This is a genomic window from Pontiella desulfatans (genome assembly GCF_900890425.1).
GTDB classification, from domain to species: Bacteria; Verrucomicrobiota; Kiritimatiellia; order Kiritimatiellales; family Pontiellaceae; genus Pontiella; species Pontiella desulfatans.
The window spans coordinates 997,930-1,013,086 of the sequence record NZ_CAAHFG010000002.1; the positions used below are offsets into that span (position 1 = coordinate 997,930).

Consider the following 15,157-nt stretch of genomic DNA (forward strand, 5'->3'; position numbering starts at 1 on the left):
GAGGAGGGGGCGGAAAGGCCGATCCACGGCGTGGCGGAAAAGGCGTGGAAGGTGTGGCTGATGATTTCCGGCAGTTTTTTTCAATGTAAATGGCTACGTGGGGTTATTCAATCTGGGCTTCGACCTTGAAGAACCCGTTGGATGGGGTGAGGTCGAGTTCATAGGCATCTTCGGGAACGGTCGACGCTGTGGCCCAGTCACGTGCCACCAACCAGTTGGTCAGGTCGGGGCTTTCCCAGACGCGGTAGAGCACGCCGTTGGTGCTCGGCCAGGTGACCTCGATTTTTCCAACCATTGGAAGCGAGGTGGTGCCGGTGATCTCGAAAACGGAATCCGGATCGTCCGGGTCGGTGCCGAGCGCGATTTCCTGCGCGTCGGTCAGCCCGTCGCCGTCGCTGTCGGGGTCGCCCGCCACCACGTCACCGGCAACGTAGAACATGAAGTCGTCGTTGCTGTCGGCGACCACGCCGTTCCAAGGATTGGAAGCCCAGTCGGCCACATCGTAGGTGGTGCATTCCCACTGGTTGCCATCGGCGTAGATTCCGGAATCGTCGCGGAAGAAGCCCCACTTATTCGCCGCATCCGTTCCGTCGAAGAACACGAGGAAGCTGTAGCTTCCGCCGCCATTCAGCGTCAGTCCGTCGCCGAGGCTGAATTTCACCCAGTCGCCGCCCGCCACATCGCTGGCGGCAGTACCGTCGCCCAGCGCGCCGAGGTCGTAGGAATAGGTGTTCAGCAACTGGGCGCTGCCTGCGCTGTTGGTGAAGACCTTGATCTGAAGCTGGTCGGAATAGGCATCGAAATTCTCGCTCGTCTTCGACTTCAGGTAGATTTCGGTCAGCGCATAGCTTTCGCCCGGTTGCAGGTCGGCAAGCTGGAAGGATTGGCCGACTGCAAACTGTTGCGTATCGGTACGGATCACTTCGCGGGAGCGGGTTTGGGCACCTTCGGCACCGGTCAGGATGTTGCTGCCGCCGGCCGGGGACGTGCTGCCGATGCTGATGACCGTTGGCATGTCGGGCAGGGCTTCAACAGTAATGGACACGGTGGCTACCGGACTGTTGGTTTCCCCGTCGTTCACCGTATAGGTGAAGCTGTCGGAGCCGCTGTAGTGGGAGTCCGGCGTGTAGGTCAGGTTCGGGGCGGTTCCGCTGAGCGAACCGTTGGCTGGTTGAGTCACCACCTGGTAGGCCAAGTTGCTGCCTTCGGGGTCGGAGCCGGACAGAATGATGTCGGTGCTGCTGTTTTCCACAACGGACACCGTCAGGTTCGAGGCCGCCGGCGGTTCGTTGGGAGGCGCTAGACCTGCTAAAACGGTGGTGGTGTCGGTTGCGCGTTCGCCGTCGCCGTTGAGGGCAATCACTTCAACCGTGTAGGAACCGGCAACGGGGTAGGTGTGTTCGAGCGTGTCGATGCCGGTGAAATCGATCCGGCCATCGCCGTCGAGATCCCAGCCGATGTTGGAGGCGGGGATCGGCGATCCATAGCCGTCGTCGGTGGAGACGGCCGAGAAGGTGTAGGCCAGCAGGTTGCTGGAATTCTGGGTGGCCTGCAGCGCGACGGAGGGCAGTGCGCCCTGCGGGGTGTGGCTGAAGGCATCGACGGGTATGCGTGAATAGGTGTTCGATGCCGGCGGCATCCAGTCCAGGAAGAAGCCCCCGGCGTTGCGCAGGCTCAGATCCCCTTTTTCGTCCCAGACCAGCGACATTTCGAATGCGTGCGTGCCGGCCTGCAGGGCGGCGCCCACTTCCCAGGGCAGCCAGGAGGCGTCCGTCAGCGAGTTGCCGATCTCGACGCCGTCGATCTTGAGCACCACGTCCTCGCCGGCGTAGCGGAACCGGTAGTCGCCGGTGGCGGGGACGTCGATGAAGCCCGAATAGGTGTAGGTGTTGGCGGAGGAGAGGCCGATCTCCGGCACGCGGACGTCCGGCAGGACGGCGCCGCCCTGCGAATAGGAGCAGAAAAGGCCGGGCTGTGTACTGCCCGCGGACTGCGCGGAGAGGAGGTTGCGGAAACCCTGGGCCACGATGGGCGAGGTGATGACGCCGCCGGTGTTCTCGGCCTGGGCATAGACGACTGTCCCGGTTCCGGCGGCGATTTGCGCGGCGGAAACCGTGTGCGCGTTGGTTGCCGTTCCGGAGGGCGGGGCATCGATCCCGACCCGGACGGTTCCGTTGGAATAGCGCGTGTCGATTGTAATATCCCCGGTATGCAGCGGCAGGGTTTCGGAGGGCATTTCGCGTTCCCAGCGCCCTTGGTTGGGATTGATGTAGGCGAGCGGAACGGTGGTGGCCGACGGAATGTAGCGGACGCGAACCTGGGCGGCTTCACGGTTGCTGTCGTTCACCGCGTGTTGTTTATAGAGGTCGCTGGCTGGGTCGTAGCGCACGACGGCATCCTGGTGGATGGCAATGAACACGCCGTTGGCGTGTGCGTCCACGCGCTTGATTTCGAATGAGTCGACAAAATCGACCGAGCCGTCGGCCTTGAGGAAGTCGATGAAAATCATTTCGCGGTCGAGGCGTTCGCCGACCGGCAGGTTGATGTCGCTAATATATCCGTCCTCGCCTTCGCCGAGGATGGCGCGCTGCGTGCCGAGCAGGCTGCCGGTAATGACGGCCTCCGGGAGCGCGAGGGATTTGCCGCCGCAGCTGGCGCTGGTGCCGCCGACCAGGTAGAGGTCGCAGTCGGTTCCATCGGTGATGGCCGCGGCATAGGAGGCGTTGGCGCTGAGCGGGCCGTTGGACATGCTGCGCTGATCGGCGGAATCGGTGGCGTTGGTTCCGCCGAGCGAGATGAGGTGGTGGTCGGTTCGCCCGTCGGTGAAGTTGACGGTCAAGGCCAGTTCGACGGGTACACCGTTGCTTTCGACGATGGATTTATCTACGGAGGCGATGGCCGTGGCACCGCCGGTGAACGGTTCGTGGACGAGGGCGAAAACGGTGTTGAGATCCGTGCCGCTGCGCCGGAGGATCATCTTCGGGGTGGTGAGCCCGGGTTCGCCGCTGTTCGGGGTGGAGGTGTCGTAGTAGACCGGCCCGTCGCCGAGGATGAGTTCCAAGTTCTCCGCCGCGCTGTGGGCGAGGTGGATCTTGACGCCCTGGTTGGCGTCGTCGGTGTAATTCATGGTGACGCTGGCACCGGTATCGACGTCGGCGGTTTCGAGGTTGCTGAGCTGGCTGTAGTAGCTCGGTGCGCCGCCGGTGTTGAAGGTCTGCATCGACAGGCTGCTCGTGGCCTCCATACGGTCGCGCATGGAACCTTGCAGGAAGAATTCGTGCAGGTCGCCGCCGAACGCCTCGAATACATCGACCACGTAGGGGTGGTCGAGGTCGGTGGTGTTGAGCGCCACGGTGCGGCGGTAGCGTTCAACCGACGGGTTGGCGAGGCGGTAGTCTTCGGTGTGTCCGACGCGGGCAACGGAGAGGCCGGGCAGGGTGGGGGCGTGGAACAGGTTGTTGCCGATCCGGCCTTCGTCCCGTTGGGAGTCGGCGCCGTCGATCAGCACGGAGTTGTGGCCGTAGATGGCGCGCGCATAGCCGGCCCAGCTGTAGCCGGGATCGCCGTAGAGCTCGCGCCCGAAGGCGTGCAGTCCAATGGTCAGGTTGTCGCTCTGGGTGTGGCTGCCGCCGCCCGACCAGTGCAGGTGCGACTGGATCTGCCGGTCGTCTTCGCCGTCGCCGAGCATGGTGTGGCCGAAGCCGGGCGCAACGCGGTTTTTGCTGATGTTGAGCGTGCCAGCCGAGTAGTAGGGATAACCTACGCCCTTGATTCCGCTGGCTTCCCGGTTGGCGGCGTCGTGAATGGCGATGGCGCGCCCGTCGGGATAGTAGAAGGCATCGGGGCTGAAATAGATGCGCTTGAAGTTTTCCGTCAGGCGGCGGTCTTCGCCCTGAAGGTGCAGGCCGTTGGCGTCGGTGTAGCCGGGCGGATCCTCGTAGAAGGCCAGCAGGGAGGCCGCATACCGCACGTTGCCGGCCCAGTTGTAGTGGTAGCCGGGCGATTCGAGCGTAATCATATCCCAGCTGGCGATGCTTTGGGTCAGGTTGATGTCCACATAGTCGTTGCACATGCGCGCCCAGTCCGGCTTGCCCAGCACCAGGGCGGCCACGATGGAATCCTTGGCATAGTCGGCAATGTTGCCGACCACCTCGTCCTTGCCGGGGCGGGTGTCCCAGGAAAGGTCGAAGATCGGCTCGATGAATTCCTGCTCGATGAAGTCGCGCGCGCTGCGGCCATCGCCGGGAACGGTTGCGTTGAAGGTGTCGGCGCTGTAGACGCGGTCGTAGATTTCCATGAGTTCGTTGAGCCGGTCGATACCGACGTGGTAGCCGGTGTCGCGGTGGAAGCGCTGCAGCAACGTCATGTTGGAGCCGATGTGGTCGAGCATCGGGTCGAACACATAGCTGCCCATGCGGTTCTTGGAGGTGATGTGCTCCCGTACACCTAGCATGGAGCTGTAGTTTGCGGCATAGCCCACGAGGATTTCGCGGACGTATTCAGCATAGGTTTCGTCGCCGGTTTGCAGGTAGGCCTTCGAGAGGTATTCCATGGCGGTCTTCAGCCATTCGCCGCGCAGGTAGTCGCGCATGCCGGTGAAGTAGTATCGACCGTTGAAAATATTCTGGTCGGGTTTGCTAGTGTCAGCGGAGCAGTAGACCGTGTAAGGGCTGGAGGCATAGGCCGGGTCTTCCCAGAAGGGGACGGAAACCACCTCGCCCTGGGCGGAAATGCCGTAGCCGGTTTGGTTTTCGGGATAGCTCGCGTTGGGGAAATCGACGCCGTATGCATCGGTGATCACGTCGGGGTTCGACGGGCTCCACGACCAGGCCACATTGTGGTCGACCGGATGCGGGGTCTTGATGCCCGGGGTGTGCGTGGGCACACAGGCGGCGACCTGCGCCGGGGTGTATGGGTTGACCACATGGTTGTCCGCCCAGGTGACGTCGGAGGCGGCGTGGCTGTGCACCATCAGCGGGTGCGAAAGCTGGAAGGCCTTCGAGCGGTTGGCGCCCGCATAGGTGTGGATCGTGCGCAGGTTGTTGGTATCCGCGCCATTCAGAAAAAAGACCATGCGGTCGAGCCGGTCGGCATCGCTGCTTCCCATGGCCGGGAGGGTGTTCGCCACCGCCTGCGCGGAAGCCGCACTCGAAAAGGGCACATAAGCCGCCGTCGTTTCCGCCGCTTCGGACAGTATCGGCAATAGAAACACGCCTATCATCGGTGAAAGTATCGTTGTTTTAAGCATCTGCAATCCTTTGTTTCATATCCATGCCCCGGTAGCCAAGACACGCCGTGCAGTCCGCTGTTCGTAAATAAACTGCCAATTGTTTTCTTTTTGTGATGCTACTGAACGTCGGCTTCGACCTTGAAAAAGCGGTTTGAGTAGTCTGTGCTGATTTCCAGCAGTTCTTCCGGGAACGCCGCGGCGTTCGTCCAGTCGCGCACCACCGTCCAGTTGGTCAGATCGGGGCTTTCCCAGACGCGGTAGAGCACGCCCGTGGCGCTCGGCCAGGTGAACTGCATTTTTCCAGCCATCGGAAGCGGGGTGGTGCCGGTGATGTTGAAGGCGGAATCCGGGTCGTTCGGGTTCGTACCGAGCGCGATCTCCTGCGCATCGGTCAGGCCGTCGCCGTCGGAGTCGTAGTTTCCCTGATCGGGTTCAAGCTCGATGGCGCTGATGATCGGGTCACCCTGGACGCCTTCGAGTTCCACATCGAGTTGCCCGTCGGTCACGTCGATGCTGATCTCATGGACATGTGCGGTATACTTGCCGCCCGCTTCGGAAAAGATGTCGTATGCGCCGAGAACCTGGAGGCCGTCGATGTAAACGTTGAAGGTTCGCTGCCCGGCCTGCGTCTCTGTGGGTTCTGCAAAGTGCAATTTTACGCGGTAGCTGCCGTTGGACAGGGCGAAGGAGTAGGAGCAGTCACCCACGCGGAAGGTCTGGTAGAGGCCGTCATCGGCTGAGCCGGTGATGGGGTTCGTGTGGGAACCGCTGCTCCCCCCGTCGTGCCATTTTATCCTGGTGTGTTCCCTGACGAAGCACCGGCCGTCGGACGCCATGTAGTGACGGTCGCTGCCGCAGTCGGCGCGCAGGAAGACGCGGCCGGCATAGTCGGGGTTGACGGCCAACGAAACGTCCGCGCCGAGGTTGGTGGCATTGCCGACCACGAGGTTCCAGTAGAGCGTGTTGTGGTTGCTCCAGTTTCCCCCCGGCTCCTCAGGGCGGGTATGGTTTTCAAGCATGGCCTTGCTGTATGGCAGCTCGACGCCGCGATAATTCTTATAGTGGTGGTAGACCATCTCATATACATCGAAATAAGTCGGCCGGCCATCGGCGGAGATGGTCAGGTTGAAGCCGTGGGTGCTGGTGCCCACGGCTGAGGGGTAAACCTGGTAGGGCAGGTGGTCTTCGCCCATGTTGTAGGCTGCATTGTATTCGAAGCATTTTCCGATCGAGCGGTTGTCGTATTCGTAGAGGTCGATACCCTGCGTCCAGGCAGTCTGTACGCAAAGGGAGAGGAAGGTGAGGCCCATGTTGGCGTGGCCTTGATCGCGCGAACTTTCCTGGCATTGGCCGTTGGCAAGCAGGTAGTTGGCAATTCGTGCGTTGGTGTGGCCCTCCTTCAGCCAGGCGATCTGCTCATCGAACAGGGCCTTGTCGTCGAGCAGGACGGCCATGGCCATTACGGCAAAGGTGGCGCCGGCATCCCAGTTGCCGTTGAACCCGGCGGCGCGGTTGTCGTTGGCGATCGGCAACAGGATGTTGCGCACGGTGTCCTTGAAGGCTTGCTGTTCGGCAACCGGCCAGGAGGTGTTGCTGCTGATGAGCAGGTCGGCGGCATGGGCGAGATAGCCCAGCCACATGGAAACCAGCCGGTGGTGGCCGAGGCCGTCGTCGGGATCCGGCGTGAAGCTCTGGACGCCGGCCCAGGTGTTGAGGATTGTGATGGCATGCGCCTCGGAGGTGGTGCTGCCGTTGATGATCCAGTCGTTGATGTAACGGATCAGCCCCGCGCCGGCATATTTGGCTGAGCTTGCGAAATTGATTCCGAACAGGTCGGTCGGCGGGATCCAGTTGTCTGAATCGATCCGGCCGCGGGTGTTGTTCATCATATCGATCCACAGTTGGTTTCGGTACGGGTCGTTTTCCGCCAGCGCTGTGGCCAGGGCATTGATTTCGGCGGCGCTCTGCAGGCAGCCGGGGTGTTTGATTCCGGTCGGGCCGGTGGTTTCGGCGATGACGGCGGTGGAGTACGTTGCTTTGAAAGTGGGCTGTGGCGTGTTGCTGTGCGGGCGGATGGCGATACCGTTCAGGTTGGCGGCGGTGGTGAAAACAAAGGTCAGCAGGCCGTCGGTGTCGGTGTTGAGCAGGTTGACGAGTTCGCTGCCTGAAAACGCCACCTGCACATCGCCGGTGTTGGTGCCGGACATGGCCTGGCTGCCCAGCAGCACCAGGTTGGAATGGCCGGTCAGGTAGAGGTCTTCCAAGGGTTGGAAAAGCCCGTTGGTGGCCACGGAGTTCCAGGTGGCCGTGCCGCTGTCGCCGCCCGTCCAGTCCTGGAACCCGGCGGAGTCCCGAACGCCGTAGACCTGGATGGTATGTGGAACCGCATTCTTGGCGTACACGGTGAATGTGGCGGAATCGACCACCTGCGTGGCGGAGGAGATGTCCGCCTTCATCATGGCGATTCGGCAGAAGTCCCCGCTGGCGTTTTTCAGGGTGAGTGCACTGCTCCAGGCCTGCGGCGTGTCGGCATGGCTTCCGCCGCGGAGGAAGGCGGAATCAACCAAGGGCAGGGTTCCGCCCAGGGCGGCACCCGAAAGCAGCAATAGAGCAAGTGCGGGATACCGGATGTGTTTATTCACTAATGCCGACCTCAAGTTTCATGAACTGCTGCAGTTCGGCGGCGGTGGGCACGCGGTTGGTGACCGATTCAAACTCGGCGTCGATCGCGACAGAGCCGGCTTCTTCGGAGCCGTTTGTCCAGACATTGGAAACCAGGTTCGTGGTCACGAGCACGTCGTAGGTCAGGCCACGGGCGGCGGCATCGAGCCGGCGCTGGTAGACATAGTTCAGGAACCCGTCTTCGAGCAGTCCCTGCGGCAGGATGGCCGCGGCATCGTCTGCCAGCGGGTCGCCGCCAAGGGCGTATTCGAGCAGGTTGTTCATGCCGTCGCCAAGGCCGCCGTATTCGGCGTCGTCGCTGTGGCCGTCGTTGACGCCTGGTGTGAGGCCGCTGTCGGCCGCCCACTGATTATAGGGCGGGGTGTTGTTGCCACCGAGATCAACAACATATTTAAGTTTCAGTCCGCCCATGCCGGTGGCGGTGGCGCCGAGGGCGTGGTCGGCCGAGACGGTCAGCGACCAGGTCGCGGTGTTATGCTTGGTGAGCGGATCGAGGCCGGTCGTACTGTAATCGATCAGGTTGGCGGCTATGTTGTGGTCGAACGTCACGATGTTGGTGCTGTTGGCACTCGTGTCGCTGAAGACCGTGGTTTCCGTGGCACCGTTGCCCCAGTAGGGGCCAAGGCTGTCGATTTCCAGCGCGGCCAGCAAATTGCCCGGATCCACGTAGGTGACCGTGATCGTGACCGCTTCGTCGAGGGAGATCCGTCCGGTGGCGTCGTCGGTCTGCCGCCCTGAGCTGTCGATCCCGATGAAGCCGCTGTTCAGGTTGAGTGCGTCGCCGTTGGCCGCCGCCACCTGGAAGGTGAACTGCAGGTTGGGGTCGGTGGAATCCGCATAGGTGTAGGTGGCGGTGGAGCCGCCGTCTGCGAAAGCGTCCCAGCGGATGTCGCGTTCGCCCGCTAGGCCACCGATCTGCACGTTGGTTACTACACCGACCGAGGAGGTGGAGACGAGGAAGCAGGTGGAGTAGCGCTCGTCGGTGCCGTCGGAAACGGCCACCTTGAGTTCATAGGTTCCAATTTCGGAGAAGGAGGCCGTGGTGTTGGAGCTGGCTGTGGTGCCGTTGGCCGTGAAGTAGACTTCGCCCGGGCCGTAGGACTTGCTCCAGGTATAGGTGAGCGGATCGCCGTCGGCATCGGTGGCCGCCACGAAGAGGTCGTAGCCGGCGGCCGACGCGGGCGCGGTGATTTTCGGCGGGTTGTTGGTCGGGGCGTTTGTTGGGGGATCCACCAGCACCATGCCGGGGCGGTTGTCGATCCCGACCTTGACCACCACCAGATCATCGCCATCTTTGGTGAGGCCCAAAATGTTGCCGGTCTGCTTTTGGTATTCATAGTCGATGACCTTTAAAGACCAGGGGAGGTTGATGGTTCGGATGGAACCATCGGGTTTCCAGAAGCGCATCATTTTACCGCTGCTGTCGCCGATGTAGCTCATGACGCCGGCCGGGTCGTGCACCAGTCGGAAATCGGTGTTGTCGGAGTCCAGCACGCCATAATTGATCCATGAGGTTCCGTTCCATCCGACAATGATACTGTCGTTGGCAGTGCCATCGATATATTTGTGTTTCGCGACGGTGTAGGGGTTGTTTTGGTAATCGACGGCGATGTTGCCCAGCATGGCAAGGAACGCGTTGGTATTTCCGTCCGAGCTGTAGGCAATGTCCGCCCGGTTGGAAGTGAGGTTGATGGTGGCAGGCAAGATCATGGATGTTCCGTCGGCCTTGGTGAAGTCCGCTCCATTGGTGGACTGTGCGTAGGTGATCCTGTCCACGAAGTGGTAGAAATTTTCGGCGTCGGGGTAGAGCGTCGGATCGGCGAGCAGCGGCGCGACCAGGTGCATGGTGTTGTTGCGGTCGAACACGCCGTGGGGATGTGTCTTGCTGTAGTAGCCGGCGCTGTTGGTTGTTCCGCCGGAAACGGTGTATTCGTAGCCGTCGTCGTAGAACACGCGGGCTTCGCTGCCGGGATCATCCGGGTCGGGGCCGCCGAGGGCAGTCCAGGTTCCGGAGCCGGCATCGTATTGGCTGAACGGAGCGCAGCGGGTGGAGTTGTCGGTGGCCTGATGGGCGCGGGCGGTGAAGTGCAGCCTGCCGTTCATGTCGTTGAAGAAAAACTGGTAGGTGAAGCCGAATCCGGGTGGGCATTCGCCGTCCTGGTCGCCCTTGAAGCTGAAGCTGGAAATGTCCAGCGGATTGTCGGAACGCCAGTACATGATGTTCTTGTAGGCATAGCGCAGGGGTAGGTGGGCTTGCGGGCTTTCGTAGCGCGGATAGTTGTGCATGTCGCCAACGATGTGCAGGTAGCCGTTTTCGTCGATGCCCAGGGAGAGCGAATGGTGGCTGTCGGCCTCTACGCCTTCGAGTACCCTGACGGTGTGGTAGGAGGCGCTGGCGACATCGTTCGACGGGTCGCCGTCATAGTTGGCGTAGAACTCTTCGGGTTGGTAGAGGGTGTTGTCGATGTGCGCGGTCTCCACCCCGTTGCTGCTAATCCTGGCCACGGTGATCCGGTAGTCGGTATCAACGTAGGCCACGAAGGTGTCGTCGCCGCGCGTCACGATCGGGCTGTAGTAGGATTGCGGCAGGAAGCTGATGTTTGGCTCGACCTGCGTGCGCCACACTTCGGTGAAGGTGTAGTTTTCCTGAGTGAGGTCGTAGGTGTTGGTATTGGCGTAGAGCTGTTCCGCGGCAGCGTAGAGCGGGTAGGGGAATTCCGGCGCCGGAGGGGTGCTGTAGGAGAAGTCGAGGCTGGGGGCGTCCGCATGGTCGTGGGGCCGGACGGCCACATTGATGTTGGCGTCGATGGCGAACACAATGGTCAGGTGGCCGTCGTCCGTGCGGCTGTTCACGGCATCGGCGATGGTTGCGTTGGATAGGCTGACGAGCCGGTTGGGTGTGCTGCCGCCGCCGTTGGTTACGGTGGAGGAACCGAGCAGCGTCAGGTTGGGATCGTTGGCCAGATGGAGGTCTTCCTGGGGGGTGAACATGCCGCTGGAGGTCACATTCGAGAAGGTTGCGGTGCTGCCGTCCCAGCCCTGGCCCGGTGCGGTATCCTTAACGGCCCAGGCATAGAGATCGTAGTCGGAACTGGAGTCGGCCTTGGCGTAGACGTTGAAGGCGGCCGTGTCCACCGAGCCCGTAACCGATGTGAGGTCGATCTTCATCATCGCGATGCGCAGGTTGTCGCCCGCCGCATTTTTGAGGGATGCCGCAGATCCAACGTTTTGGACGGTGGAGGCGTAGGTTCCTCCCCGGATCATGGCGGTGTCGGTCAGCGGCAGGGTTTCGGCAAGGACAACCGAAGCGGTTGCCAGGGCGGACAGCAGGGCGGTGGTTATGGTTGGGCTTCTCATGGCAGGGCTCCTTTTTTTCAGCCGATAGCTCTATGGAATAAATGGTTTTATATAACTGTGAGGAAATGTGCAACCTTTGCTTTGGTGAAATTCGACACGCCATCGCTCTAAATGTTCAATCGTCTCTTTATTCTAAAACCCTTTACTGGAGTGCTATTGGGTTTTAACGCGCTCCCCGGGCGGCCCTATTGCGCCTGGCGAACATGGCGATCCGGGGAGGTCGCTGGGCTCGGGATGGAATTTTAAGATAAAGCAGTTTATTTTTGACAGGAGGCGTCCGGTGGCGTAAACAGGTGATAGTTCCCGGTCATACCGGGGAGGGGTTAATGACAGCAAAAGGAGAGTAATGATGAAAAAGTTGATTATTGCGGCAGTGCTTGCGGGGGCAACCCTGGCTCAAGCCGATGTGACGACCATAACCCTAGGCGATAGCTGGAGCTCGGACGGGGATACGGCTCCGGCTGTTATCAACCAGTCGTCGACCGGTTTTACGATGGATCGCACCCAGCCCGGAACGGTCATTGATGGCAACAACCGCGTTTTTCAGTCGGATGCGGATTTGACCGGCTCGAACGGGAAGACGCTGGCCAAGGATGAAACGCTGGTGTGGTCGTTCGATGTCAAGGCGGATACAATTGTTGCCGCTGCGGATCGCGATTTCCGCTTCTCGCTTTGGGATCAGGATAATGACGGGTTGAGCGTTCGTGTCGATTGGGGTAGCGCGGGCGGCACCTTCCTCCAGTACGGTTGGGCAAATGCCCAGCCCGGCACAGGGTATATTGGCGCGTACGATGTTGATGTAACCTCAACGGATGCACCCACACTCGACCTTGGCCAAACCTCTGCGCCGGTTCATTTTGAGGTGTCCATTAAAAAGAACAACACTACCTCGATTAATGATGTGATCATCAAGATCGATGATCAGACTTATTCCAACACCTTTACCGGTGTGAATGCGTTCAACAATGTTGATCTTGTCGGTTTCCGCATGGCGGATGCGCAGGCATCGGGCTTTACGGTCAGCAACATGAGCATGCAGATTATTCCGGAGCCGGCCACGCTGGGGCTGATTGTTGCGATGGGTGTCGGGCTCGTTGGCGTGCGCCGCTTGTTCATGGTTTAGCATTTTGTCATCCCGCCCTTCCCTCTCTGGGTGGGATGCCGGAGCCTGCGGGGTTGTTTGCCTTGCAGGCATTTTTTTTTGGTTCGTGATCCATCGCCGGTTGCTTTGGGGGCAATTTGTTTGGCCTGTGGATATAAAACGTAACAATTAAAGGTGTGTAGATCTTGTGTTCCATTTGGTTTGGGGGTCTGGATTTAAATTCAAAAAAACGAATAAATAACCATAAAAAGGCCCATATGAAAAAAATCAAAAAAAGGGTTGCGCTGGGATAAACTGTTTTATATAACGGCAGCATAGAAAAAGGCCTCATGCTGAACTGGTGGCGGTAGAGGAGGGGACATAAAAGCCGCGGGTGCGGCAGCATCCACCTGAATGAAACCTCATGGAGGAAATCAAATGAAAAAACGAATACTATTCGGCGCAGTGCTGGCCACGGCCGGTCTTGCGCATGCGGCGTTCATAACGACGAATGCGACCGATGGCGCGCAGTTGAGGGGCGGTAGTGCAACGAATGTGGTGCAGGGAGCCGATAGCCTTGGTGTGAAGGATGCCGGTGATGACGGAATGATTGATAACGGCGGGTTGCGAATCGGCATGCTCAAGCTTGACCTTTCCGGCATCACGGGAACCGTCTATGCCGCTTCCATCAACTTGTTTCAGAAAGAGCCGGATCCCTACGATTTCTATGTCTGGACGGTGAGCCATGATGCATCCGGGCAGAATTGGACGGAAGCTACGGCAACCTTGGATTCGGTGCTGACCAGCGGCCTGTTTACGCCAGCGGCCGGATTGTGGGATGCCGGCGATGCCAGCCTGAACCTGATCGGCGTTAAGGCGTTTCTGGGCGATGACGGAGCAAGCCAATACAACTGGGAATCCTATTCTTCGTTCAAGAACAAGGATCTCACGACCTATATCAACGATGCGGTAGCAGATGGCTCCAACACGCTGACTCTGGTGTTTGCCAGCTCATCGGCATCGAGCATCGGGACTTTTCGCGGCGCGTCGCACGGTACGGTCGAAAACAGACCCTACCTGCAGTATTCCTACGACGTGGCTGACCAAATACCGGCTTCGACCGTCCATCAGGTGGGCGGGGATGCCCTCCACCGAAACGGCGGCTGGAACCAAGGGATTCCGGATGGCACCGTGAATTCGATTACATATGACATTGTCGATCCGGACGATACCAACCTCGTTATTTCCATCACGGCAACCGCCGGCAACCCGGCCGATGTGCTGAACTATGGAACAACCCTTATTGGTGTGGACAGCTCCGCGCGCCAGGCTGATTCCAGCACCGGGCGCCTGACCGATGATGAAACGTTGACGATCACGGTTTCCTACGAAGACCCGAACGGTTCGCTCCTGGATTTGAGCATGAGCGGCATCGGTACCACTTGGAACACCGGTTCCTCCGAAATCACTGCAGTGGTGGATGCCTTCGGCACGACAAACCTTATTGGGTCGTTCGCAAATGAAACCTTTGTGCAGGGCACATACGGCAATACCGGGCTGGAAGATCTAAGCACCTCCAATACCGGGACATGGCAGTTGGTTTGGTCGGCGGCCAACGTCGATACAAGCTCCGGTGTCGGCGCCTTTGCTATCCAATATCTGACAACGGCCGGCCTGGCCCCTTCGCATGGCGTGGTTGACCTGGGTTCCGTATGGGACAGCAGTGCGGATATCGGCCTTTCCGGTCAGTCGGCCAGCGGCGTCTCCGTCACCGTCACCAATCTGGTGGGCGACTCCAACCGCCGTTTATTCCAGCGCGTATCCAGCGGGGACTTCGCCAGCGTTCCGGTGCAGGTTACGGAAACCATCAAGGTATCCTTCACCGCCATCATTGGCAGCGACCTTCCGCTGAATGGCGACGATCGTATTTTCCGCGGCTCCTTCTGGGACGAGGGCGACACCTCGAACAATGGACTCTCTTTCCGTGTTGACTACGGCGCTGTTGGCGGCGAAACCATGGAACTGGGCAAGGGCAATGTTCAATCCGCAGGCTACGTTGGCAGCGTGGGCGGGAGTGTAACCACCAATGTTGCGCCCTCCAATGCGTTGGTGAACCAAGGCGATTCGGCCGACTTTGTACTCAAGCTCACCCGCGATACCGCGAGCACCGTCACGCTCTCGCTTACGCAGGGCGACATCACGCTGACGGAGAGTTATACGGACTTCAACTTCGATTCGTTCGATGCCATCGGCTTCCGCATGAATTCCGATCAGGACAACCATGTCATCATCAGCAACCTGGTTGTTGAGGTCTCCCAGCCGGGTGACGGGCCGGATCCCGACAGCTATGCCTACTGGGCGGAGAATAGCGGCCTGACCGCAGGCGTAAACGATGCGTGGGACGACGATGCTGAAGCCGGCGGCGGCGATGGCGTGAACAACCTGCTCGAATACGCGCTCGGCGGCGATCCGCTGGTGGACGATGCCGCAGCCATCCTGCCTTCCGAAAACGTGGCGGGTGGTTACCTGAACTATGCCTACCTGCGCCGTACGGATGCCGCGGCCCGTGGCCTGACCTATGAAGTGGGTTCGGCAACGGATCTGGTATACGACGCGCTGACCAACGCCACCGAAGAGGTGGTGGGTGCGGCCAGCGGCGGGTTCGAACCGGTGACCAACCGCGTTTCGACCGCGACCGAATACGTCCAGTTCATGGGGCTGACAGTCGAGCTCAGTGAATAGGCGGTAAGTGGATCTATGTTATTCGAAGCCGTCCGGGTTGTATCTCCGGGCGGCTTTCTCTATTT

General features: G+C 60.2%; 5 protein-coding genes. 2 read left to right on the forward strand and 3 right to left on the reverse strand.

Annotated elements, in window-relative coordinates; genetic code table 11:
* Window positions 1–103 precede the first annotated feature (103 nt).
* From E9954_RS19730 to E9954_RS19740, 3 genes are all read right to left on the reverse strand, one after another.
* Window positions 104–5,248 (reverse strand): Ig-like domain-containing protein, encoded by a 5,145-nt coding sequence (locus E9954_RS19730; RefSeq protein ID WP_136080995.1) that lies wholly within the window; start codon window positions 5,246–5,248, stop codon window positions 104–106.
* Between the two features lie 98 nt (window positions 5,249–5,346).
* Window positions 5,347–7,872 carry a malectin domain-containing carbohydrate-binding protein gene (locus tag E9954_RS19735; RefSeq protein ID WP_136080996.1) on the reverse strand — a complete coding sequence of 842 codons (2,526 nt, stop codon included), beginning with the start codon at window positions 7,870–7,872 and terminating at the stop codon, window positions 5,347–5,349.
* Window positions 7,865–11,269, reverse strand: coding sequence for a BNR-4 repeat-containing protein (locus E9954_RS19740; RefSeq protein ID WP_136080997.1), 3,405 nt, complete (start codon window positions 11,267–11,269; stop codon window positions 7,865–7,867). Before E9954_RS19740 ends, E9954_RS19735 begins: the two co-directional genes overlap by 8 nt.
* 346 nt (window positions 11,270–11,615) lie before the next feature.
* Between E9954_RS19740 and E9954_RS19745 the strand changes: the two genes are divergently transcribed.
* Window positions 11,616–12,392 (forward strand): PEP-CTERM sorting domain-containing protein, encoded by a 777-nt coding sequence (locus tag E9954_RS19745; RefSeq protein WP_136080998.1) that lies wholly within the window; start codon window positions 11,616–11,618, stop codon window positions 12,390–12,392.
* A gap of 396 nt (window positions 12,393–12,788) precedes the next feature.
* Window positions 12,789–15,092 carry a hypothetical protein gene (locus tag E9954_RS19750; RefSeq protein WP_136080999.1) on the forward strand — a complete coding sequence of 768 codons (2,304 nt, stop codon included), beginning with the start codon at window positions 12,789–12,791 and terminating at the stop codon, window positions 15,090–15,092.
* Window positions 15,093–15,157 lie beyond the last annotated feature (65 nt).

Bases quoted from the DNA above. Each gene is read 5' to 3' on its own strand.
- E9954_RS19740 (WP_136080997.1), bottom strand. From the start codon at position 11,269: ATGAGAAGCCCAACCATAACCACCGCCCTGCTGTCCGCCCTGGCAACC.
- E9954_RS19730 (WP_136080995.1), bottom strand. From the start codon at position 5,248: ATGCTTAAAACAACGATACTTTCACCGATGATAGGCGTGTTTCTATTG.
- E9954_RS19750 (WP_136080999.1), top strand. From the start codon at position 12,789: ATGAAAAAACGAATACTATTCGGCGCAGTGCTGGCCACGGCCGGTCTT.
- E9954_RS19745 (WP_136080998.1), top strand. From the start codon at position 11,616: ATGATGAAAAAGTTGATTATTGCGGCAGTGCTTGCGGGGGCAACCCTG.